24 protein-coding genes and 1 tRNA gene are annotated in these 22,978 nt (G+C 42.9%); 9 read left to right on the top strand and 16 right to left on the bottom strand.

Translation table 11 applies throughout. The features are described 5' to 3' along the window. The 4 genes from COT72_00810 to COT72_00795 form a co-directional block, all read right to left on the bottom strand. Positions 1 to 624 (bottom strand): hypothetical protein (locus COT72_00810; protein PIO00601.1); only part of this gene is annotated, 624 nt, incomplete at its 3' end. Between the two features lie 126 nt (positions 625 to 750). After that, a complete protein-coding gene (locus COT72_00805; protein PIO00603.1) occupies positions 751 to 1,356 on the bottom strand; it encodes a protein-L-isoaspartate O-methyltransferase in 606 nt (201 codons plus the stop codon). Positions 1,357 to 1,401: 45 nt separating this feature from the next. Next, positions 1,402 to 2,013, bottom strand: a complete 612-nt coding sequence (locus COT72_00800; protein ID PIO00600.1) for a hypothetical protein — start codon at positions 2,011 to 2,013, stop codon at positions 1,402 to 1,404. Between the two features lie 59 nt (positions 2,014 to 2,072). Next, positions 2,073 to 2,786 carry a hypothetical protein gene (locus tag COT72_00795; GenBank protein PIO00599.1) on the bottom strand — a complete coding sequence of 238 codons (714 nt, stop codon included), beginning with the start codon at positions 2,784 to 2,786 and terminating at the stop codon, positions 2,073 to 2,075. Between the two features lie 62 nt (positions 2,787 to 2,848). On the opposite strand from COT72_00795, the gene COT72_00790 reads away from it, so the two are divergent. Continuing rightward, positions 2,849 to 4,333 (top strand): hypothetical protein, encoded by a 1,485-nt coding sequence (locus tag COT72_00790; protein PIO00598.1) that lies wholly within the window; start codon positions 2,849 to 2,851, stop codon positions 4,331 to 4,333. Positions 4,334 to 4,336: 3 nt separating this feature from the next. On the opposite strand, the gene COT72_00785 is transcribed toward COT72_00790, so the two are convergent. Genes COT72_00785 through COT72_00770 form a run of 4 tightly spaced genes read right to left on the bottom strand, consistent with a single transcriptional unit; the run spans position 4,337 to position 9,750 of the window. Further along, on the bottom strand, positions 4,337 to 5,077 hold the full coding sequence (locus COT72_00785; GenBank protein ID PIO00597.1) for a hypothetical protein: 741 nt from the start codon (positions 5,075 to 5,077) through the stop codon (positions 4,337 to 4,339). 52 nt (positions 5,078 to 5,129) lie between these two features. Further along, positions 5,130 to 6,269, bottom strand: coding sequence for a hypothetical protein (locus tag COT72_00780; protein PIO00596.1), 1,140 nt, complete (start codon positions 6,267 to 6,269; stop codon positions 5,130 to 5,132). Between the two features lie 41 nt (positions 6,270 to 6,310). After that, positions 6,311 to 8,980 carry an ATPase gene (locus COT72_00775; protein ID PIO00595.1) on the bottom strand — a complete coding sequence of 890 codons (2,670 nt, stop codon included), beginning with the start codon at positions 8,978 to 8,980 and terminating at the stop codon, positions 6,311 to 6,313. A gap of 26 nt (positions 8,981 to 9,006) precedes the next feature. Continuing rightward, positions 9,007 to 9,750, bottom strand: coding sequence for a hypothetical protein (locus COT72_00770; protein ID PIO00594.1), 744 nt, complete (start codon positions 9,748 to 9,750; stop codon positions 9,007 to 9,009). A 264-nt stretch (positions 9,751 to 10,014) separates the two neighbouring features. Here COT72_00770 and trxA point away from each other — a divergent pair, with 264 nt between their 5' ends. Then, the gene (gene trxA, locus COT72_00765) at positions 10,015 to 10,335 is read left to right on the top strand and encodes a thioredoxin (protein PIO00593.1); all 321 of its coding nucleotides are present in this window, start codon (positions 10,015 to 10,017) and stop codon (positions 10,333 to 10,335) included. Between the two features lie 52 nt (positions 10,336 to 10,387). After that, the gene (locus COT72_00760) at positions 10,388 to 10,735 is read left to right on the top strand and encodes a hypothetical protein (GenBank protein ID PIO00592.1); all 348 of its coding nucleotides are present in this window, start codon (positions 10,388 to 10,390) and stop codon (positions 10,733 to 10,735) included. On the opposite strand, the gene COT72_00755 is transcribed toward COT72_00760, so the two are convergent. The 3 genes from COT72_00755 to COT72_00745 are packed head-to-tail and all read right to left on the bottom strand — an operon-like array spanning position 10,722 to position 12,453. Next, on the bottom strand, positions 10,722 to 10,955 hold the full coding sequence (locus tag COT72_00755; protein PIO00591.1) for a disulfide oxidoreductase: 234 nt from the start codon (positions 10,953 to 10,955) through the stop codon (positions 10,722 to 10,724). The genes COT72_00760 and COT72_00755 overlap by 14 nt on opposite strands. 2 nt (positions 10,956 to 10,957) lie before the next feature. Next, on the bottom strand, positions 10,958 to 12,088 hold the full coding sequence (locus COT72_00750) for a cysteine desulfurase NifS (GenBank protein PIO00590.1): 1,131 nt from the start codon (positions 12,086 to 12,088) through the stop codon (positions 10,958 to 10,960). A gap of 5 nt (positions 12,089 to 12,093) precedes the next feature. Continuing rightward, entirely contained in the window at positions 12,094 to 12,453 is a 360-nt protein-coding gene (locus tag COT72_00745) for a transcriptional regulator (GenBank protein ID PIO00589.1), read from the bottom strand. Positions 12,454 to 12,597: 144 nt separating this feature from the next. Here COT72_00745 and COT72_00740 point away from each other — a divergent pair, with 144 nt between their 5' ends. Continuing rightward, positions 12,598 to 12,936: a hypothetical protein gene (locus tag COT72_00740; GenBank protein PIO00588.1), complete on the top strand. Its 339-nt coding sequence runs from the start codon at positions 12,598 to 12,600 to the stop codon at positions 12,934 to 12,936. 12 nt (positions 12,937 to 12,948) lie between these two features. Here COT72_00740 and COT72_00735 read toward each other — a convergent pair. The 3 genes from COT72_00735 to COT72_00725 all read right to left on the bottom strand — a co-directional run bounded on the left by COT72_00735 (position 12,949) and on the right by COT72_00725 (position 14,502). Further along, positions 12,949 to 13,021: transfer RNA gene (locus COT72_00735), tRNA-Val, on the bottom strand. Between the two features lie 47 nt (positions 13,022 to 13,068). Next, entirely contained in the window at positions 13,069 to 13,572 is a 504-nt protein-coding gene (locus COT72_00730; GenBank protein PIO00587.1) for a hypothetical protein, read from the bottom strand. Positions 13,573 to 13,575: 3 nt separating this feature from the next. Then, positions 13,576 to 14,502 carry a TIGR00269 family protein gene (locus COT72_00725; GenBank protein ID PIO00586.1) on the bottom strand — a complete coding sequence of 309 codons (927 nt, stop codon included), beginning with the start codon at positions 14,500 to 14,502 and terminating at the stop codon, positions 13,576 to 13,578. 73 nt (positions 14,503 to 14,575) lie between these two features. On the opposite strand from COT72_00725, the gene COT72_00720 reads away from it, so the two are divergent. Then, positions 14,576 to 15,259: a hypothetical protein gene (locus tag COT72_00720; GenBank protein PIO00585.1), complete on the top strand. Its 684-nt coding sequence runs from the start codon at positions 14,576 to 14,578 to the stop codon at positions 15,257 to 15,259. Here COT72_00720 and COT72_00715 read toward each other — a convergent pair. After that, the gene (locus COT72_00715) at positions 15,249 to 16,265 is read right to left on the bottom strand and encodes a flap endonuclease-1 (protein PIO00584.1); all 1,017 of its coding nucleotides are present in this window, start codon (positions 16,263 to 16,265) and stop codon (positions 15,249 to 15,251) included. The genes COT72_00720 and COT72_00715 overlap by 11 nt on opposite strands. A gap of 95 nt (positions 16,266 to 16,360) precedes the next feature. On the opposite strand from COT72_00715, the gene COT72_00710 reads away from it, so the two are divergent. From COT72_00710 to COT72_00695, 4 genes are read left to right on the top strand one after another with little or no spacing between them, the layout of a single operon-like run. Further along, entirely contained in the window at positions 16,361 to 17,185 is an 825-nt protein-coding gene (locus COT72_00710; protein PIO00583.1) for a hypothetical protein, read from the top strand. A gap of 54 nt (positions 17,186 to 17,239) precedes the next feature. Next, positions 17,240 to 19,792: a hypothetical protein gene (locus COT72_00705; GenBank protein PIO00582.1), complete on the top strand. Its 2,553-nt coding sequence runs from the start codon at positions 17,240 to 17,242 to the stop codon at positions 19,790 to 19,792. Further along, entirely contained in the window at positions 19,792 to 20,754 is a 963-nt protein-coding gene (locus COT72_00700) for a hypothetical protein (GenBank protein ID PIO00581.1), read from the top strand. Before COT72_00705 ends, COT72_00700 begins: the two co-directional genes overlap by 1 nt. A 6-nt stretch (positions 20,755 to 20,760) precedes the next feature. Beyond that, positions 20,761 to 21,810, top strand: a complete 1,050-nt coding sequence (locus COT72_00695) for a hypothetical protein (protein PIO00580.1) — start codon at positions 20,761 to 20,763, stop codon at positions 21,808 to 21,810. On the opposite strand, the gene COT72_00690 is transcribed toward COT72_00695, so the two are convergent. After that, complete coding sequence (locus COT72_00690; GenBank protein ID PIO00579.1) at positions 21,807 to 22,937, bottom strand: hypothetical protein; 1,131 nt, start codon at positions 22,935 to 22,937, stop codon at positions 21,807 to 21,809. The two genes, COT72_00695 and COT72_00690, sit on opposite strands and share 4 nt — an antisense overlap. Positions 22,938 to 22,978: the final 41 nt, after the last annotated feature.

Raw genomic sequence — 22,978 nt, 5'->3', positions numbered from 1 at the left:
AATAACCACCACATTAGGAAGCGCCAACCAACCCGCAAGACTCGTAATAAACCACGCACCACCCGCAGTCCAACCAAGAGACTGCGAAACAACACCCATCAAATACTCAAAATTAAGCGCGGTTAACAAAAAAAACAAAGAACCCGCACCCAGCGCAGCAAAACCCGTCAACACCTGCATCGGCGCACTAGACACCCGCTGACCACCACCAGAAAAATACGTCCTAACATACACCACAACAACAACCAAAAGAATCAACTCACCCAACACCGCCGCAACCACCATAAACAACAAATGATACACGGGCGGCGCCAAAACCTGAGTCGCAACCGCCACCACAACACCAAAAACCGCAGCAGCCCTATCCAAACCCTGACCACGACGAGACGCGCTCATCGAACGCGCCGCAGCACCCGTAACCGCAATAAGAATCACAAACGAAAACACGCGCGCAACCGTCAAAATATTTGACGACTCCTGCAACACACCAATCAACCCACCAACAACACCACCCACAACACTCAACCCACCAAACAACCCCGAACCCTCCAACTGCGCAAACACGGGAGATACTGAAAACATAGTGAAAAGTGAGATAAAAATGTGTTTAGGACTCATACGCATAGAGTTGAATATGGGTGAGAATCTTAATAAAGATTACGCGAGAGCGTAAACAGGTGTGGTGTGGGTGATGATGTGGACACCAACTGAACTGTGATGATTAAGAAGGTATCTGACACAACACACATGTTATTCTTTTTCAACAAGCGGCACAAAGCTCACAAAACCAACGGTCTTTTCATGAATGTCTTTTTTTGCGTGTTTTGTGTATACTTTAAGCTCGTTTCCAAGCGGCATCACGAGTATGCCTCCAACAGCAAGTTGTTGTATAAGCTTTGGGGGAACTTTTTTTGCAGAAGCGCACACTATAATGCGGTCAAATGGTGCGTGTTTTTCTAAGCCTTTGCTTCCATCACCCGTGATAACAGACACGTTTTGATAAGGCTGGGTCGTAAGGTTTTTGCGTGCCATTTTTGCAAGCTCTTTTATTCGTTCAAGCGCGTACAGGTTTCCTTTTCCTTTGAGAAGATGGAGCAGTATAGCACTTTGATATCCGCTACCCGCACCAACTTCAAGAATTGTGTTTCCGGGTTTTACCCTAAGGTATTCAGTCATAACTGCAACAATGTGCGGTGCAGAAATGGTTTGGTCAAAACTGATGGGAACAGGCGTGTCAAGATAGGCAAAATCCTTGTATGCAGGAGGAACAAACTTTTTTCGGTCGACGCGCTCGAATGCGGTTTTGACGCGTTTTGTTCTGATTGCTCCTTCTAAAAGTAATTTCTCAAGAAGCATGCCCCCCTCCATGCAAGTACTACAGGTATTTTGTCCTAAAAAGAGTTATGCTATAAGATAGGGGGCAAGTAGTTCTTTTGAAAGCTCTGAAAATGAAGATATCTCATGCAAGTCATACAGGTCATGGATGATAACTTGATGCGCTTCTTGTTCATATGCAACGTGCAGCACTTCAAGACTGTTTATGAGGTAGGGGGTTATTTCATTGTATCCAACATTAAGCGTGAACGTGTGCGTATCAAAGTGAGCATGAGTGAGTATCGCATCAAGAAATCCTTGTGAGAATTCATTATTTTTTTGCAGGATTTGAACATGCTTGAGAAAAGAAGAAATAAGTTTTGTGACGTTTTCATCATGGTAGATAATGGTGAGGCGTGGTTTGTTTTTGAATGGATGGTAAAAGATGCGCGGTTCGGACTGCAGGAGTTCAGGAAGGTATTCTGCAAAGTCATTGAAGGCACGTTCTTCGCTGCCATACCGAACATCTTCAAGGTAAATAGTAAACGAGTTTATTGGAACGCGCAGGAGCGTTTGCATAAGGGTTACATAGACACGTGCTTCAAAGGGGCGTGTGGTGCTAAAAGAGATTTTTGTTTTCTGTATTTTTCCTTTGTCCATGATAAGCCCATAGAGTTGGCCGAGGGAACGGTTGTGCATAGTTCTATGAACTCATTCTGCATATTTAAGACGCATGAGCATGAATGTCCGCTTTTCCCCTATTTTTTAGTGAGCGGTTTGAGTGTGTAGCGAACTCGAAGTTTGAGAACTTCAAAGAGCATGTGAAGCGGCGTGCTGCTTTTGAGTGTGGTGCCTTCTTCATATGTCCAGTGCACAGGGATTTCACGGATGGAAAATCCTGCGCTTCGTGCGCGCATAAGAAAGTCAAGGTCAAATACAAAGTGGTGGCTCGTAATACGGTTCATAACAGGTCTCACCTCTTTTTTGAATGCTTTAAATCCGCACTGCGTGTCATGCATAGCATGCGCAAAAAGAATGCGGGTAAGCAAGTTATAGATTCTGCTCAGAACTTTTCGAAAAAAAGGGATATCTGCTGTTGATAACGGCAAGTAGCGTGATGCAATAGCAATATCAACTGTGTCAAGCGCGTTGAGGAGTTTGAGAATGTCAGACGGCGGTGTTGATAAATCAGCATCGCAAAACGCAATGCGCTCTGCGCGCGCGTGCGAAACTCCTGCTTCAATTGCACTTCCTTTGCCCTGATTTGTTTTGTGGTGCACAATCACCAGTGAGGGAATGTGTTGTTTTTCGTGTTTGAGAAGGGAAAATGTTTTGTCTTTTGAGCCGTCGTCAACAACAATGATTTCGTACTGGTTTTTTGCGTGTTTTGAAAAGTATGAGTCAAGCGCGTGCAGTGAGTCAGTGATACGGCGTTCTTCATTATATGCAGGAATAACAAGAGAATATTTCATGTAAACAGTATTAAGCACAAATAAAGCATTATAAATATTTCTTGTGCCATTATAGGATAAACATGGAATGGGCAGTGCGTGTTGTAAAAAAGTATGGTGATATTGGATTAGTGTTTTTGATTGCACTTTTTTCTCGCTCGCTCATGTTATTTTTTTACCCGTACGTGCAGTGGGATGCAGCGGTATATCTGCTTAATGCACAATACTTTCTTGGAGGAGGCGGGTATTTTGAAGAATTTCGCCCACCGCTTCTTGCCGCGCTTATTAGTGTCGTGTTTGGTGGGTTTGGTGTAAACGAATCTCTTGCACGTATTATTCCAGTGTTGTTTTCAGCCCTCTTTATCACACTTGTGTATGTTGTTAGCAAAGAATGGTTTGGCAAAAAGGTAGGGTTATTTGCAACCGTGCTCACACTTTTTAATCCGTATCACTTTGAGTGGAGTCCGCGATTTTATACCGGTATCATGTCAAGCGCGCTTGCAATGCTTGGTGTTTTGTTTCTTAGGCGCGGACTTTTTGCAAAGACAAAGAACACTGCGCTTGCATTCATCTTTGCTGCGCTCGCAGCACTTGCGCGCTACGTGTACCTTGCATTGCTCCCGCTTTTTGTATTTGTGCAATTTGTTTCGCACAAACCCTGGACAAAAAAAGGTCTCAAAAAATCACTTAGTGATACTCGTATCTATAGCAGTATCATGCTTTGGATTCTTATTATGAGTCCGTGGCTCATATTCAACGCAGTTGAATATGGAAACATGTTCCATTCATTTGAGCGTGGTCATGCAATTATTGCCGGAAATGAATATGATACTGAAGTAACGTATTATGTGATGTATGGAGTTGTAATGTTTTCTCTGCTCTATGGTATTGGATTATTTGCAATTCCCTACGTGCTTGGTGTGTTCCTGCTTGTGCTTCTCTCCAGTGTAGTCACCCTCAAGCAACCCGTGCTCAAGAAGCTTGTGAAACGCTATAAAAATCAGGCGTGGGTGCTTCTTATTTTAAGTGGTTATTTTATCGGATACGTAGTGTATTTTCACGCAGTATTGCGCCATAAAGAAATTCGGTACTTGTGGCCGTTATTTTTTCCAATTGTTATTATGGGTAGTATCCTGCTTCGTGATGTATCAGAATGGTTTAGCCAAATTCGCTTTTCGTACTGGCTTATTGGGTTAAGTGTGGTATGCGGTCTTATCCTGTTTAGCACATTTGTTCCGCGCATGGCAGGACTTCAGGCAATGTGCGGGATGGAGCCAATTGTTGAGGCATCACATTTTGTTGGAGAACAGGGTGGCGCGGTGATGAGCCCGTTCTGGCCTCTTGTTGCATATTATGGTGACATTACTGAAACGTGGTGGATGTCATGGGAGCATGAGTTTGACTCAGACATTAGACTAAAAAATATTTCATTTGTGTTTGGCACGTCTCAAGTGATTGAACCAGATTACGTGCGTAATCAAAGCTTTTTTGACGCGCGCGATTATTTACATAAAGTTGCAACGTTTTCTGATACCTGCCAGACAGTATGGGTGTATCGTGTTGCGTGATTCTTATGCACTATCCTTTTTCATTTCTAATACATTAAGAAACACGTAGACTGTTGTGATTGGCGCAAACACCAGAGAGCCAAGAACAAACTGTGCAATCAAATTTTTTGCAAACACAAGCCCAAGGGTTCCGCTAACAATGCTTAACACAAGCGCAATCACAATACTCTCAAGAGGGCGTCGAACCACGAGCCTGACTCCTCCAATAATCGCGCCAATAATACTCTTGTTTGTTACAAAAACCAGATACATATTGTACTGGGTAAAAAGCGCAACAAGAAACGAAAATATAATAGAAAAAATAACTATCAGGAAATTAAAATTGCTTACCACAGAAAACACCGCTGCTCCAATCATAAGGATGCTGTTAAAGATAATAATGCCCGTAATGCGCGCCCATGTTTCTTTTGCACGATACAATGCTTTTCGAATATCAAGGCGCTTTTTTTGCGCAACACGAATGCTTAATGCACGCTTTACTGATTCAAAAAATCCAAGTGCAATAATCACACCGCCAAATACAATAACGCTACCAAGCACATTTTCAACAAGCGCGCTTCGCACTGCTTCACCAACACCAATTCCCGCACTAGTCAGTGCATTTATTCTCTGACCAAAAATGAGCATAATCAAAACAATAAGGACTATGCCTGAAAAAAAGTCTGAAAGCAAAAAAAGCGGGCCAAGCCAAAGGTTTTTTGCAACTCTTCGCACACTTTCAAAAAGGCTTTCATATACGTTCATATCTTCTTTTGTGTGTCTCTGAACTTAAAAAGTGTGCGAAAAAAAACGCGTTCTACTGCTTTTTTTTAAAAATCCGTTTTCTAAACATGTACGCGAGCACGCCAGCAAGTGCGAACACGCCAAGTATGAAGGGTGTGATGCTTAGTGGGGGAGCAGGACCAAGAGTAAGGGTTATAGGCTGTGTAATCGTATGCGTACCAAGGTCATCAGTATAGGTAAGAGTTGCAGTAAGTTGTTCTCCAGAAAGTGAGAATATGCGAAGCAAACCAATATCATCTTCATGTTCATCAAGCGAGCCAATAAAAGAAACGCGTTCTCCAATGTAGTCTCCTTCAAGCGAGATGCGTGTTGAGGTTGCTTCTCCTTTTCCTATGTTTTCAATTGAGATGAGTACAGTAAATTCAGAGCCTCGCACGGGCTGAAGAGGTTCTGTTTCAATTTTAAAAATTTCAAGATTTGCTTTTGAAACAATCTCGAACTGAACATTTGCAAGATCGTGGGCGATGTTATCATAGTTTATTTGTACGGGCATTGCATACACTCCTTTGGTGATGTTGTCATTAACGCGTACAAGAAACGTCACGTTTTTTGTTTGATTAACCGCAATATCACCAATATAGTACGCGCTTGGTTTGTCAAGAAAAATAAACGGTGTGTATGAAGAAACAACGTTAGTGAGATTGATAATCCCATCACTTGCAAGGCCAAGACCATAATTTTTGAGTTGGATAGTGAGCTGTGCTACCTCTCCTGGCGCGAGTTCTGATGTGTTAAATGAGTATTGAGATATCTGGATATTTGCGCTTCCGCTAAATTGAAGATTTTGTACTGCAAATGATTTGGCCCCGCACTGGCCAGTGCAAGTGAATACTTTAAGCGGGTAGGAGCCTTCAATTACATTGTCATAGGTAAGAAAGCGAAATGTTTTGAGTATGGTTTCTTTTCCATTGATGTCACCTATTTTTTGGGTGTACACTTCTCCTGCAAGCGACTTGTAGGGGTATTCAGACTGGATTCCAACTGAGTAGTCTTCAAGTTTTGTCACACCATCATTAAAGACTTTGACCGTGATACTGAACGGCTGGTTTGAGGTAAGCGGGTACGTTGTAGGGTCTACAACTGAAACAGCGAGTGCGTGTGCAGAGCTAAAGAAGATTCCGCCAAGCACCATGAGCGCGAGCAATCGTTTCATAGTGGTAACAGACTTGTTTAAAGAATAAAAGGATTGTGTCCTCACACGTCTTTTTTAATTACGTGGTAGACAAGCACTTTGATAACATCAACAATGATGACGCCTGAAATGGCAATAGCAAACACTTCAACCCAGTGCATCAGTGAAAGAGGAACAGTTGAAAGAAGTGAATTCATAAAACCTGTGTAGATTGCAAAGAGCTGGAGTGCAAATGAAAAGAGCACGGCAAGAAGCAAATACCAGTTCTTGAATAATCCGCGAAACATGCTTTTTGTAAGGGTTCGCGAACTAAACACAAAGGCAAGTTCAAACACAACTGCAACGCTAAACACCATTGTTCGCGCAAGGTCAATATTTTCCAGGTGAAGCAGGAATACAAGGAGTTCTGTTCCAAATGCAAAAATGCCGCCAACAAGCGCGTAGAAAAGCATGCGATGTATCATACCTTCTTTTGGTTTTCGTGGCGGGCGCTTCATAACATCCTCATGAAATGTGTCAACGCCAAGGGCAAGCGCAGGAAGACCATCAGTCACTATGTTAAGCCATAAAATTTGGAGCGCAAGAAGAGGAAGCGGAAACCCTGCAATAGCTGCAATCCCGACAAGGAATAATTCTGAGAAATTAACCGATAAAAGGAATCGCACAAATTTAGTGATGTTCTCGTAAATGTTGCGGCCTTCTTCAACCGCGCTTACAATGGTTGCATAATTGTCATCAAGAAGAATAATGTCTGAGCTTTCTTTTGCAACATCAGTGCCGCGAAGACCCATAGAAATGCCAATATGCGAACTTTTGATTGCAGGAGCATCATTAACGCCATCCCCAGTCATTGCAACAAAATTGTTTTCATCGCGCATGAGTATTTGGAGGATGCGTACTTTATGTTCAGGCGAAACGCGTGCAAACACGCTTACTTTTTCAATTCTTCGCATAAGCTCGTCGTCGTGCATGATGTCAAGTTCGCTTCCAGTAATAGCAACAACATCGCCTTCAACAAGTCCCACTTCTTTTGCAATGGCACGTGCCGTGTTTGCATGGTCTCCAGTTATCATGATTGTTCGAATCCCCGCATTGCGCGCGCGCATAATTGATTCTTTGACCTCTTCTCGTGGCGGGTCAATCATGCCAACAAGCGCAATAAAGGTAAGATTAGTCTCAGCGCTTTTTTCATTGACATTTTTGGTAACGTCGTTGCGCGCAAGAAGCAGGACTCGTAGTGCACGGTCAGCCATGGTTCCTGCTTGCGTGAGGATGCGGTCACGTTCTTTTTTGGTGAGTTTTTTTCGCTGTTTGCCGTCATAATAATAAACGCATTGGTCAAGAAGGAGTTCAGGCGCGCCTTTTACGTATGCACGGTATTTGTTTTTTGTTTTAAACACGATGCTCATGCGTTTTCGCTCAGATGTGAAGGGAAATTCTTTGAAAAATGTGTAGTCTTCTTTGAGTTTCTCATGAGAAATGCCTGCTTTTCGTGCAGCAACAAGAAGCGCGCCTTCAGTATGGTCACCAAGAATGTCCCAAGAATGGTCAACTGTTTGTAATGATGAATTATTGCAGAGCACGCCGCTAATAAGTGCTTCTCGAAGAAGCGGATTTTTTGCTGAAACTACGTTCTTTTTGGAGAAAAACTCACCTTTTGGTTCGTAGCCAAGGCCGGTAACAGAAATAGGAGACGTGTGCGCGAATGCGTATTCGCGAACGGTCATTTGGTTTTTTGTGAGTGTTCCAGTTTTGTCAGTGCAAATGATGTTTGCGCTTCCTAATGATTCAACAGCAGGAAGCCTGCGCACGAGCGCATCTTTTCGCGCCATGCGTTGCACGCCAAGGGCAAGGGTTACCGTAATAATAGCAGGAAGCCCTTCGGGCACGGCAGAAACCGCAAGGCTTACGGTAACAAGAAACATTTCAACAAGGTCTTGGCCTGAGAGCATGCCAAGCACGAACGTGAACGCACTAATAAGAACAACAAAAAGAGCAAGAATTTTTGCGAGCTTGTCAAGGCGTATCTGAAGAAGGGTTGGTTGTGTTTGCGCGCTTTGCACAAGTTCAGTAATTTTTCCCATACTCGTGCCCATGCCGGTTTCAGTAACAACAGCAAGCGCGTTTCCTGCGGTAACAAGCGTTCCCATAAACACGCGATTGGTCATATCAGTTGAGGGAATACCTGATTTAAGGGGTGCAATTTGTTTTTGGGTTGCTGTTGATTCTCCCGTAAGCATGCTCTCATCAATGCGCAGGCTTGACGCGCGGATAAGACGCGCGTCTGCAGGAATCTTTTTTCCTTCATCAAGAACAATAATATCACCAACAACAAGTTCGCGGGCAAGCACTTCTTTATTCACCCCATCCCGAATAACTTGCGCTTGGGGAGTTGTTAGTTTTTTAAGTGCTTCAAGCGCGCGCTCAGCGCGATATTCCTGAACAAAACCAAGCACTGCGTTGAGGATGATAATTGCAACAATAAACAAGGAATCAATAAACTCGCCAAGCACTGCTGAAACAAAGGCAGCAAAAAAAAGGATGAGAATCATAATGCCTTTAAACTGGTTGAGCAATACGCGAAAAGGTGAGACTCCGCCTTTTTCAACAAGCTCGTTTGGGCCATAGTGTTCAAGCCGCGCTTTTGCTTCATTCTCAGATAAGCCGTCTTCGCTTGATTTGAGCCGCAAAAGAGTTTTTTTTGCAGAAAGCGTGTGCCACTCGTCGCCCATGGCATTTTACAGAGCGCGCATTGTATTTAAGATTGTTGAACTCGCCTGAGCATACTGATAAGCTGAGTGGGGGTGTGTGCAAGCATATCAGCATTTTTGAGCATATTTTTTGTGTGAAACCCCCAGAGAACGCCAATTGTTTTGATGTTGTGCGCTTTTGCGCCGCTAATGTCTTGTTTCATATCACACACATACACGCAGCGTTTCACATCAAGCTTGTTTTTCTTAATTGCATGTGCAAGCAAACGCTCTTTAGAAGATGAATGGAGCGAATCAGAAGTGTATACAAATTCAGGCGCAAGCGCGTACTCTTTTATTTTATGTTGTATAATAGTTTGAAAAGATGAGGAGATAATGCCAAAGCGGTGTGTTCTTAGAAAAGAAACGAGTTCCGGGATGAGCGGTTTGGTTTTGAGTTGCTCTTGATACCAGTCAAAGTGACGTTTAAGAAGAAGCAGGTGTTCTTTCCAGTCTTGGCGAAATTCTTTTTTGAGCATAGTCTGCCAGTCTGAGCTGAGTTTTTTTCGAAGCCTTGCTTTTGTGACTAAAAAACCAAATTCTTGTGCAAGGTTTTTCCAGAGCGTAAGAACCGTATTGGTACTTTTTATAAGCGTGCCATCAAAGTCAAACAAAAATATATACTCCTCCATACCTATGCCCAGATGATGTGAGAATAAAAGGTTTAAGCACGCGGCGCGTAAAAAACAGGTATGAACTGGGAAAAAACCGTGTTTCAGCTTGCTGACGCGCTTCGTGTGGATGACACGCATACGCTGCGAGAAATTCTTAGAGATTTGCTTGCAGAAAAAACACGCCTCACAAGCCACCCGCAGAGTGATGCTGTTTCAAAAAAGCTTGGCGCAACACTCATATTGTTAAGTCTTATTAGCGCACAACTGCAAGACACAACAGGAGTTGAAAGTAACCTGCATGGGCTGCAAAAAGAGTAGTGAAAAAATCAACCACAGTTTTTGCAGTTCACCATTAGGCTTATAATACTGCATGTTTTTCTTCACACATAGTAGGTGATTATTATGAGTATTATTCATGTAACAAAAGACAATTTTAACGATGAAGTGCTAAAAAGTTCCGTTCCTGTTATTGCAGATTTTTGGGCAGATTGGTGCGCGCCATGTAGAATGCTTGCGCCTGTATTTGAGGATTTGAGCGCGAAAATGAAGAACGTCAAATTTGTTAAGATTAATGTTGATAAAGAGCCAACACTGGGTCAAATGTTTGGTGTTATGAGCATTCCAACTATTCTTGTGTTCAAGAAAGGTGCGGAAGCAAAGCGCTTTATGGGGTTCATGCCACAAGCCATGCTGCAAAAAAAGATTGAAGACGCAATTGCGTAATCACACAAATGCCATCATTAATAAGCACTAACTGCCTTGAGAAGAAATAACCATGATTATCAATTTTGCGTGTACCAATGTTGAACTTGAAGAGATTGTTCGATGCGGTTTTGGTTTGAAAAAAACTGAATACGCAGTACTCATGTTTTTGCTTGAAAAAAACAAGAACATGCGCATTGTTGAGATTTCTACTGCTATGAAAAAGGAGCGGACAACCATTCAAAAAGTTATCAAATCACTAGTAGGAAAAGAACTGGTTAAACGCGGGCAAGTGAATTTGAAAACAGGGGGCTACGTGTTTGTGTACGCGCCAATTGACAAAAGCATTTTGAAGAAGAAAACGCTTGGAATCATTGAAGAATGGGTTAAAAGCGCTGAAAAAGCGATTAATTCGTGGTAGGGTTTTCTGTTAAGAATGCATTCAAGTCTTTTACCACAGTTTCGGGCTCAATGCCATGAATGCTGCAGCCTTGCTCAATTGTGTCATAAAACGCAGCACCACACCCTACGCAGTGTATGCCATATTTAAAGAACACTTCAGCCAAGTCAGGCCGTTTCATAATGACCTCACCAATAATCAGGTCTTTAGTGACTTCTTTGAGTTCTTCTTGTGTTTCCATTACTACTTCACCTCGCGCATATGCTTAATAAGCTTTTTTATCGTGCGAATTGTCTGCTCAATCTCTGCTTTTGTGGTGTATTTTCCAAGAGAAAAACGAATTGCGCTGGTGATGTGTTGTTTTGGAACGCGCATTGCATTAAGAACATGACTTTCGTGCATTTTTTCTGACGAACACGCTGAACCCGTTGAGACCATAATTCCCTGGTCACTGAGTTGGAGAAGAAGCGAATTTCCATCAACTGCCTTAAACGAAATATTCACATTATTACACAAGCGGTTTTCGCGCGGTCCATTAAGGCGGGCCCCAGAAATTGAAAGCAGTTCGTCAATAAGCAGGTCGCGCAGTTTTGCCATGCGCAAAAAGTCTTGGTGTTTTATAGCTTCAACTGCCATTCCAAAACCAACAATACCAGGAATGTTGAGCGTTCCTGAACGAAAACCCCGTTCTTGGCCGCCACCGTGCAGCAATGGTTCAATTGCTGTTCCGCCTCGAATGTAGAGCGCGCCAACTCCTTTTGGCCCATGAATTTTGTGCGCGTTAATTGAAACAAGATCAAGATTCATCATATCAACATTGACCGGTACTTTTGTATAGCTTTGGCACGCATCAGTATGAAAAAGCGCGCCATGTTCTTTTACGAGTGCGCCGATTTTTTCTAAATCATTAATGGTACCAACTTCATTGTTGCCATGAATAATCGAAACAAGGAGGGTTTGTTTTGAAAGTGTTTTTTTGAGTGCATCAAAAGAAACAAATCCCTGTTTATCCACGGGCAGTGCGGTTACTTTAAATCCTTGCCGCTCAAGAAATCGCGCGGCATTAAGCACGCACTCGTGTTCAACAGAAGATATGATAATATGATTCCGATTTGTTTTGTTTGCAAACCCCACGCCTTTGAGCGCGAAATTATTTGATTCTGTGCCTCCTGACGTGAACACGATTTCATGAGACTTTGCACCAATGCTTTTTGCAATGGTTTCTCGTGCTTTTTCAACTGCGCTGTGCGCGATTTGTCCTTCTTTGTGGAGTGACGCTGCGTTTGCGTAGTGGTCACTAAAATAGGGTTTGATTGCAGCACGCACGTCGGGATCAAGGCGTGTTGAAGCGCCTGAGTCAAGATAGATGCTCATAGTGTTTAAGAAAAGCAAATACTACAGTCCTTATCAATACTTGGGTCAAGCAGTTTGTGCGTTTCACACAAATGTTTGTCATTTCTCATAAGTGTAAGGATTCGCTGTATCTCTTCATTTGCACTGGTAGCTTCTTTAGTAATACGCGGGACTGATTCTTTTATTTCCTGTTTGACACGCGCGCAAAACGTGATTTTGCCCGCCCGTTTTTGAGAAATGTATTGCGAAACTGCCGCGCCAGTAAGGCCGAGAAGTGAGGCTATGTCTTTTTGCTTCATGCCGCTTCGTCTCATACCAACAGCAAATTCTTTTCTGAGTTCAGGAATAATGTACCATACTTCAATTTCTTGGGGAAGTCGTTCCATGTTACGCTATTAACTATTGTTAAATACTTAAACATAACTATGTTAAAGAAACTAAAAGAAAAACAATCACACCTATTTTTTGAAAAGGTAAGAATGGTTATGTAAAAAAAAAGAATATAAAAAAGAGATGACCATAAAACAAATATGGCACAACACCCGCATGAAATCAAAGCGTTTTTTGAAAGAAAAGTAAGTGAAGCAAAACTAACATTAGAAAAAAACCTAAAAGAACGAGACAAGCTTCTTATGAAACAATCACTTGAGCAACTGGAAGGGTTAAAAGAACTTATTAAAGCATTGAGCAGGGTATCAGGAACAGTAACATTTGACGCAGGAACCGTTGAAATGGTCAACCGGCTCATAACGGAAGCAGAAAGAAATGTATTCATGCTTTCACCGCATCACGAGGATGAAAAAGAACGATTTGTACACATCCTTGACAATTACAAGCAGAAGCTCAGAGAATTGGTGCGGTTAAAATAAAAACAAACAACATGGGCCCGGCAGGAATCGAACCTGCGACCTACGCCGTGTGAAGGCGTCGTCATAACCGCTAGACCACGGGCCCCAGAATGTTGAACTTCAACGCGTTACTATTTTTAAAGTTTTAGACAATCAGTCATCCTGCTCTATTTTATAGTGCTTGCGTGCATCACCAGGGTCAATAAAGCCAAGACTTGCTGCAGAATCAAGAAGCCCAAACACATAGCTGCACAGTTCAAAACATTCAAGATACTCTTTTTTGTCAAAAAAGTGCTGGGCATCCCGTTCATAACTCTTAATAAGCATAAGCAAGTCTTTTGATTTCTTTGTTTCCTTTGTGAGTTTCAATTCTTTAACGGCAAATTTGACGCGTTCTAATTCTTTTTCCGATTTGTTTTTGATACGCGATTCATAGAACTGTTTTGCTGCTAGAATGTGGGAGCACATGCGTTCTTTGATGCTAAAATATCGGCAATCACAATTCCAGCTCAGGGTTTTTCGGTCAAAAAAGACTGAATACTCTTCATTTGAATCAACTTTAAAGTGGAGGCGGTTATCTGTTTTAAGCTCGAGAGAAACCAAACCGTGCTTAACCAAGTCGTCTGCTTTGAGTTCTTTATTATTATGCGCACCCATAGCTCATTTTGTGCGCTTTGCTATTTTTAAGAGTATCTTACACGCCTTGCACACCACATCAGAAGTGGGTTCTCCGCACGTTGTGCACTCATGCAAGGGTTTTTGAGCGCTTGGAAAGGTTTTGAGACGCGCTGAGAGGGTATCAAAGGATTCAAGCAGGTTTTGCTTTGCGCGCGATTCATGAGATTCATAGGTGTCAAGTGCTTGTTGGACAAACTTTCGAAATGCACCAACAGAGTATGGACACGCGCAGGGGTGTACCGGCCACTTTTTTTGCATAACAAAACGCGCGGTTTCGCGCTCGCTTACGTCACGAAGCGGTTTGATTCGTTCAACAAAGTGTTTGTGTGCAACTCTTCCTGTTGTGTAGCCGGCGCGTGCTTGGCGCGAGACATCACCCATTACCAGATTCATGAGCGCAGATTGCGCTTCATCATCACGATTGTGGCCTGTTGCAACTTTTGAAAAACCATGCGTTCGCGCGTAGGTGTTGAGCACGTATCTGCGCACAACGCCGCAGGCTTGGCAGTTTGAGCCAGAAATGTGCTTTGCAAGCTCATCGCTTGTCACACCCATTTGGTCGCGGGCATGAACAATTTCATAAGGAATACCCAGTTCAGGCGCGAGTTTGAGAAATCCTTCAATACTGCAGTCACGATACCCCATAATTCCTTCATCAATAATAAGGGCAAATATTTGGTCTTTGAAGTGTTTTGCAAGAATATGGATAAGTACCATAGAATCTTTTCCCCCAGAAACTGCGACAAGCACGTTGTCTTTTCGTGTGATAAGGCGGTGTGTTTTGATGGTGTTGAGCACGCGCGATTCTATGTCAAGAAAAAAGTGCTCAGCACAAAGGGGTTCGCACACACACACAATGCCTTTCTTGGCGCAAGAACAGGTCATAGCGCAAACACACAAACGTACCATACTAAAATGTTTTTGTCGTGATTCTCGCAATGTTTATTAATTTTGGGCGCGCATGATTAAAACAAGACACCAAATGGTAACCAATATTACCTCATTGCCTATTGTTGAACCGCTCACGCTTATTATCAATTGGCTTGTTCAGTCAACTGCAACTGCAGTGCCCTTACTTCTTTCTGCATCAATTATTCTGCTCCTCGGCTGGATTACTGCAGTTATTGTTGAAAAAGTGATTATGCGTGTGCTCTTAGAAATAAAACTGGACACGTGGGAGAAAAAGTATCGTATTGACAAAGCGTTATACGGCTTGCGCCTTGTCACTATTATTAGTCAGGCAATTAAGTGGTACGTGCTTCTCGTGTTTTTGAGTGAAGCAGCAAAAGTGTTGAGTCTTGAATTCATTGCAGGCATGCTTCAGCGCGTTCTCAGTTCATTGCAGGAGTGGGTGCTTGGCGGAGCTATGATTGGTGCTGCACTTATTATTGGTCATCGCGTGCAAGAAAAGATTGAAGAATCAAACATGTTGTTTGGCGCGATTGGCAGCAGGATAGTGTATTTTGTTATTTTGTATTTCGCGCTTGTGCTTGCACTGCCAAAATTTGGGTTTGTTAATACAGAAATTCTTGTTGAGACTTTCAAGTTTCTTGCAGCAGGGCTAAGCGTTGGGCTTGCAATTGCAGTTGGCATCGCGTTTGGTAATGCGCTTCGCGAACCAGTGAAGAAAGTGGTTGATGACATGCTACGCCCGCCTAATAATTAAACAGGTTGGTTTGGCTTTGGGATTGTTTTTGTTCTCTTAGCTTGGTGAGTGTTGCATTAATTCGTTCTTCTGAAAATTCGTGTTTGTCAACAAGAATGGTTTTTACAACATCTTCATTTGGTTTTGAAAACGTGATTTCTTTTGTTTGCGTGACGCTGGGGTTTTTAAAAAGACTAAACACCTCCTCTAGATAGGGCTCATTCCAATCAAGTGCTTTTTTGAGCGCATCAAACGTTTTGTGTTCTTTGACTTTTTTTATCGCGGTTTTTGGACCAATTCCGCGCACACCTTCATTAAAATCAGTACCACAGAGCATACCAACAAGAATAAGCTGGTCACGGTCAATACCTAATTTATTGAGCACGTACGAGAGCTTAACTTCTTCGGGCGTTATTTGAACGTACGCGTTTTTTTTGGGCAGTTTTCGTTTGCCGCTTGTGTTAATGTTTCGCACAAGAAGTGGTGTGCCAAACAAGAGTGAGTCATAATCCTGGCTTGCAGTAGCATAACACAAACCTTTTTGCACGAGGTATGCGGATTGTGCTTCACCTTCTGATGGTGCTTGAATACTAGGAATGCCCAGAGCTTCAAGAAGGGCTTTACTCTCTAAAACAATGCGTTCGTCCATGTGCGCGGTTTGTGACGCTTTTGACTTTGCCATTTCAAAGTCTCCTTTTTCAAGTGCAGTTTCATATTCTCTGCGCGCGCGCATTTTCCGCTCTTTTCGCGCTTCAAGGGTCGAGGACTTTAACACAGGAGGCTTGCCGTCAAACACGTATACGGGCTTAATATTTTCAAGTAACAAATTGATATTGCGATAAAATAATCCTGACAAGTGGGAGGTTATGCGACCTTCACTGTCTTTGAGGGGTGTGCCATCATACTGGCGAATAGTTGAAAGAAACTGGTAAATAGTATTATACGCGTCAACAGCAAGCAGTTTTCCTGAAAAGTCGGAAAGCGCGCGTGGTTCAAACTCGAAGAGGCCTTTGAAGTTAACGCCCATACTAAATAAACGTGCATCAGTAAACAATTAAAGGTATTTCTATTCGCGGGTTTGTGAGAAAATGTATATAACCCGCGAGTGCGTGGAAATAAGTAATGGTTGTTGAGTCCTTTCTTAATGTAACAAACGCGCGCAATCATCCGCGTCGCTTGATTCTCATTGGCGCGGGATACGTATTTTTAAGCGCGTTTCTTGCGCTCTGGATTTTTCCGACCAAAGCAAGTTTTGCTGCAGTTTTTCTCACGGTCATGGCAGCGCTCCCGCTTGTTGTTTCTCTGCTTAGAGATGAAGAATTGCGTGATGAAAAGAGTTTGCGCGTAAAGCATAAAATATTCATTCGCGAGCACAAAGATGTTTTTTTAGTGTATCTCCACTTATTTTTGGGGCTTGTGCTTGGTTTTACCCTGCTTTTTATCCTGCTCCCGCAGGGGTTTGTTGAAGCACTGTTTGAGGACCAAGTTTCAACTATTATCACTATCCGCGGGTATGCAACTGCAGATAGTGTACTCATGCTCATTATTGCAAACAATCTCAAAGTATTGTTTTTTTGCCTGCTCTTCTCTTTTCTGTACGGTTCTGGCGCGATTTTCATTCTCACCTGGAATGCAAGCGTGATTAGTGCTGCAATTGGCGACCTTACGCGCCGCTCGCTTGAAGCAGCGTCAGGATGGAATTATTTTCAGATTATTCCCCTAAGTTTTGGACGCTATCTCGTGCATGGCCTGCCCGAAGTGGGGGCATACTTTCTTGCAGGCATTGCAGGTGGCATTTTAAGCACGGCACTTATCAGAAATAAAGTGTCAAAAAAGTATTTGACAAAAATCATTATTGATTCAGCAGACCTTATTGTGCTTGCTATTCTTCTCTTGTTTGTTTCAGCACTTATTGAAGTCTCGATAAGCCCCTTTATTGGCGCGTAGCGCATTACAGAAAACCTTTTAATTTACTGAGGTTTTTGTCTTGTAGACATTCTTATGAACGCAGAGGAAGGAAAAGAAGCAAAACAAAGCGAACCTCGCGAGGAAGATGAGGCAATTGACGTTATCGCTTTAGTTAAGGAACAGTATGCCTGGTTTAAAGCGCATAAAATGCTTCTTGTTATTCTCGCGCTTGTGCTTGTCTCATCATTTGGTTTTTTCATCCGAACGCAAAACACACATCGTCTTGGAGAGAACATGCTCGCACTCGACCCCTGGGTGTTTTATCGCTATGCCCAAGACATTGTTGAAACCGGAAGTGTTGTGGCAAATGACACTATGCGCTATTATCCTGATGGATATGATACCAGCAGGGAGTCAACTATTGTCTCATACCTTCCTGCGTACGCATACAAACTGCTAAGCCCGCTTGCCCCATCGCTCACGCTTGCACGCGTCATGCAGTACTATCCTCCTGTTGCAACCGTGGTCACGCTGATTTTTTTGTTTATGCTTGGCATGGTCTTTTTCAACTGGAAAGTAGGATTGTTTGCGTCAAGTGTTATTGCTGTTGCGCCAGGTTTCTTGTTTCGGACTATTGCAGGGTTTGCGGATAAAGATGCGCTTTCCATGACATTTCTTGTGATGAGTATCGCCTTTTACATGGCTGCTCTCAAAGAAGGGCGCAAAAAATGGTTTTATGCACACGCAGTTCTTGCAGGAATTTCTATTGCACTTCTTGGCATGACCTGGGGCGGATACCTGTTTGCCGCATACAGCATTGTTGCGCTCAACCTTTTCAAAGTCTTTACTTCAACAGTTCGAAAAAAAGATATTATTTTGCAGATTATTTGGATTGCAGCGCTCACACTTTCAGATGTGTTCACAAACAGATATGCCATCTTCAAAGAACTGCCCTACGAACTTGCGCTTCTTGCTCTAGTAGCATCACTTATTGAATTCTATGCGTGGCCGCACCTGCAAAAACGGGTGAATCTCAAAACTATTCCAACTGGTGTCATTTCATTACTGTTTGCCATAATTATTGGAACAAGCGCCGGCATGGTGCTTCTTGGACCAAACCACATTGCAACTATGGGATTAAGCATTGTTACACGGCTTGGAGACCCTCTTGGCGGCGGTGAAGCAATGGGCCAGTCTGTTTCAGAAAACCAACAACCCTTTTTTGACCCTGACTGGCGCGGAAACGTTGGCTACTTGTTTTACCTTGCCTTTTTTGGCGCGATAATTCTCTTTTATGAAATTGTTCAAAAAGTAAAAGCAGGAAAAAGCTTGTTCAAGTATTACACTACCGCAGCGTTCACGCTCTTTTTAGGAATCATAATTTTTAGCCGCTACAAAGCAGGAAACGCGCTTACCCTATTGCTTGGAAACATTTTCCTGTATAGTATTACCCTTTTTGGCGCGTTTTTTGCTGTTGCTATTTTCTTTGTGTTGAAAAAGAAAGGCATTGGTGCATTCAAAGACATTCCTGCACACTACGTGCTCTTGCTCTTCTGGTTTTTGCTCCACACCCTTGGCGCACGCGGGGCAGTCAGGCTCTTTTTCCCCTTCCTTTTGCCTGCAGCAATTATTGGCGCGTACTCGGTTGTTCGCGTGAGCGAAGCAATACTAAAACGGTTTAAAGACCCGCTCTACGCATACATACCCTACATTCTGATTATCATTGTGCTTGGCGTGTTTGTCAACCAATCATGGGCGTCAAGCGCGTTGTACGGACCAAGTGTAGGCGGCGAGTGGAAGCAGGGATTTGATTGGATTGCGCAAAACACGCCTGAAGACGCAGTGTTTGTTCATTGGTGGGATTATGGATATTGGATACAATCACTTGGCAATCGCACAACGGTTACTGATGGAGGCAATGCGTATCCATATCGCAATTTCCTGATGGGACGCCACTTGTTTGGGGGATACAGTCTCCAAGAAGTCTATGACCAGTTAGTGAATTTTAGCAGTCCTGATTATTTTTATGTGGTAAGCGATGATATTGGAAAGTTCTATCAAATGGCACGTATTGGCGAGCGAAACACGTACTACTCGTACGCGCTCTACGACCAGCAGGTTCAAAATACTCTTGGCAACGTGAACGCAACAGAATATCCAAATATTATTGTGTTTAAACCAACAAACAACGCGATTCCTATTGAGCGCGATTTTACCATTGATAATCGTATTTATGCAATGGGCCAAACCTATGTAACTGGAATCATCTTGCCAATCAATGAAGCAGGTTCAGTTGGGCAACCTCTTGTTATTTTACAAAATGCGCAGTATGGTCAGGAGATTAGGTACCCGCAAGGATACTGCGCGCCAAACAGCGGATGCACTGATATTGCAAATGGGGTTGTTCCAGGATATGTTGACCTCATCCAGCGGGGTCTTATTTGGATTCCTGAAAAAGCAAAAGATATGTTTATGACGCAAGCTTACTTGCTCAATCGTGAAATTCCGGGTTTTGAAGTTGTATTTGAAACCGCATCAAGTCCGTATGACATGCAAACCATTCTTGGTTCACAACAAAACGTGCGCATCTACAAAATCAATTACACAGCAATGGAGGAAGCAATAGCGCAAGGAGTGGTGTGGTAATGGTAGTTATTGCACTCACGTTTTTTTCAATTGCATTCATTCTTGGCATGATATTCATGCCGTATCTTATCAAACACTTGCTTGAGAAGGGATTTTTTGGTTTTGATGTGCACAAGCGTCAAAAAGTAAAAGTTGCAGAACCCGGCGGTTTTGGCGTGGTGTTTTCATTTATGTTTACCATTCTGCTTTACGTTGCGTTTTTAACATTCACCAATTCAGTGCTGAAAGTGAACTTGCTTGCTGCAACACTCACTATTTTAATGGCAGGCATTATTGGTGTGATTGATGACATGCTCGCACTGCCGTGGCGAGTGAAGCTTGTATCAGCATTTATTCCTGCTTTGCCGCTTATTGCGCTTAAAGCAGGAACAAGCAGCATGATATTTCCCCTTATTGGCTCAGTTGAATTAGGATTATTTTACAGTCTTGTTATGATTCCCCTTATGGTTAACTTTGCAATTAACTCGTATAACATGCTTGCAGGATTTAACGGGTTGGAGTCAGGTATGGCAATTATCTCGCTTGCAACTGTCGCGCTAGCAGCGCTTAAAGTGGGAAACACTGATGTTATGGTGCTCGCAGCCTCAGGTCTTGGCGCAACACTTGCATTCTACATTTTCAATCGCTACCCTTCACGCGTTTTTCCAGGGGATACCGGAACCTTTGTGTGGGGTGCACTACTTATTTCAGCACTTATTATTGGTAATATGGAAAAGCTCGCCATTGGCATTTTCAGTCTTTACTTTGTTAATTTCTTCTTATTCATGTTTTACTTGTTTAGCAGAAGCAAACAAAAATTCGCAAAAGTAGGCATTCATGGTGATATCAATCCACCGTCATGGTACACACTCTACTGGGTTTTTCCCTATTTTATTAAGGGTTTAAAAGAAAAGCACGTTGTTGCTATTCTGTTAGGTTTGCAAGTGATTATTTGTGCAATAAGCCTTGTGGTGTTCGTGTAGTTCCTAATGTTTTTAAGCAGTACCCGCTTTTGCCCTGACATGGACACATACAACGTAGGTTTAGCAGGGGTGGGTGTGATGGGAAACTTGCACGCCAAAAAATTGTATGAAATAGAGCAAAAAGCAAAACTTCCCATAACCTTTTGCGGTGTATTTGATGTTGATGATTCACGCGCAAAAAAAATTGCATCAAACTATCATACACGCAAGTATGATACGCTTGAATCACTCGTGCATGACGTTGATGCAATGATTATAGCAACCCCAACACGCTATCACGAGAAAAATATTGAGTATGTTCTCTCACAAAACACGCACGTGCTTGTTGAAAAACCAATCACGCATAGTGTTGAGAGCGCGCAAAATGTGTGTTCACACTACAACAAAAAAGAGCTTGTTTTCATGGTAGGTCATATTGAACGATTCAATCCATGCGTACAGGAATTGTATTCATTTCTCTTAAAAGAACATGAAAGCGTGCACACCATTATGGTTCAGCGGGTAGGAAGCTTTCCTCAACGCATCAGCGATGTGGGCGTGGTCTTTGACATGGCAATCCATGATATTGATATTGCTAATTATTTATTTAATGCAAAACCTGAGCGCGTGTATTGTGTTGCACAAAATCGGGGCAAAAGTAAAAAACATGAAGATTACGCGCACATCATTTTAAACTATTCAGACGCGCGCGTGGCAAATATTGTTGCACATTGGAGCACTGCGCGAAAAATACGCACGCTTACTGCGCTCAATGACAAGCGTGCGTTCCAGCTTAACTATGCTCTCCAAGAACTTGAGGTGCTTGAGGGGCTTACAACTACACAACCGCCAACGTCATGGGAGGATTTTCAGGTGGCAAGTCTTGGACTTGAAACAAAAACGCGATTTGGAGGAGAGCCTCTTTATCGTGAAGTTGAACATTTTCTTGATTGTGTAGTGAACAAAAAACAGCCATTAGTAAGCGCAGAGCAGGCAACAGACAATCTTAAAATCGCGCAAGCCTGTCTTGACTCTGCAAAAACACAAAAACCGCGAGAACTGGACTGGCACAGTTAGCGGGTAAGTTTGTTAATAGCCTCCAAGTAGTGTTTTGTTGCATTGTTCCATGAGAAGCTTTTGAGAAACGCGTGCGCTGCTTTCACTTTTTTGCGAGACAATTCTTTGTTACGAAACGCAGTTGTTAATGCGCGCGCAAGTGCGCGTGGTTGTGCTACCGGGACAACATATGCTTCTTTTCTGCTTACAATGCCAAGGTCAGTTACCACGCACGGTAGGTTCATGCTCATTGCTTCAAGCATGGAATACCCAAGACTCTCACTTTCTGAGGGAAGCACAAATACATCTGCACCCAAAAGATAATGAGCTACATCATCCACGTGACCTGCAAACACGGTGTTAACGCCTTTCTCTTTTGCGAGCGCTTCAAGGCGTTTGCGCTCCTCACCATCACCTACAATAAAACAGGCATAGGGAAATGAAAGGTACATAAGTGCTTCAATAAGAGTATCAACGCGCTTAACTTTAAGCAAGCGGCCGGTAAATACAATAACTGCTCTTTTGTGCGCTTTTTTGGGGATGCGCAGATATGCAAAATTAAAGCCAGGCTTTACCTGCACATAGTTTTTTGTGACCTGTTCAATTTGGCGTGGGGGGCAGTGGGTTACGGTAAGAGACGGCCAATTGTACGCTAGGTGTTCAACAACGCGCAAAAAGTGGCGAAACAATTTTGAAAATTGCGGTTGATTTGAAACAATGCCATGACACACGGCAATGTGTGGTTTTCTTCGCAACCGCGCGCTAAACGCGCCAAGAAATGATGCAATAAGGTCATGGGTGATAAGCACATCAAAAGGGGTGAACAAAGTTTTTACAAAGGCAAAAAGATTGTAAGACGCGTTTCGTATAAGCCTGCCACGAAGAAAGGGGACGCGCACAACATCCACGCCAAGCGCGTTCTCCTGTGCAGGCGTGTTTGGAAATTTTCGGGTGATAATCGTAACTGCATGATGTTTAGAAAGGCGTTTTGCAAGTTCTTGAGCATACACTTCCATTCCTCCGCTTGGGCTGGGGTCATAATTGTTGTTTGTTCCAAGCGGAAATTCCTTAGAACCGGTCATAAGCACGCGAGTCATTGAAAGGAGAGCATCAAAAACAGGCTTATAAACGTTATGAACCACGCGCATGCTGGAGAAACATTTATGACCTCAAACGCGTTCTAAAAAGA

Source organism: archaeon CG10_big_fil_rev_8_21_14_0_10_43_11, from assembly GCA_002763265.1.
Lineage (GTDB): Archaea > Nanobdellota > Nanobdellia > PEZQ01 > PEZQ01 > PEZQ01.
This window is presented reverse-complemented; position numbering and strand designations above follow the sequence as displayed.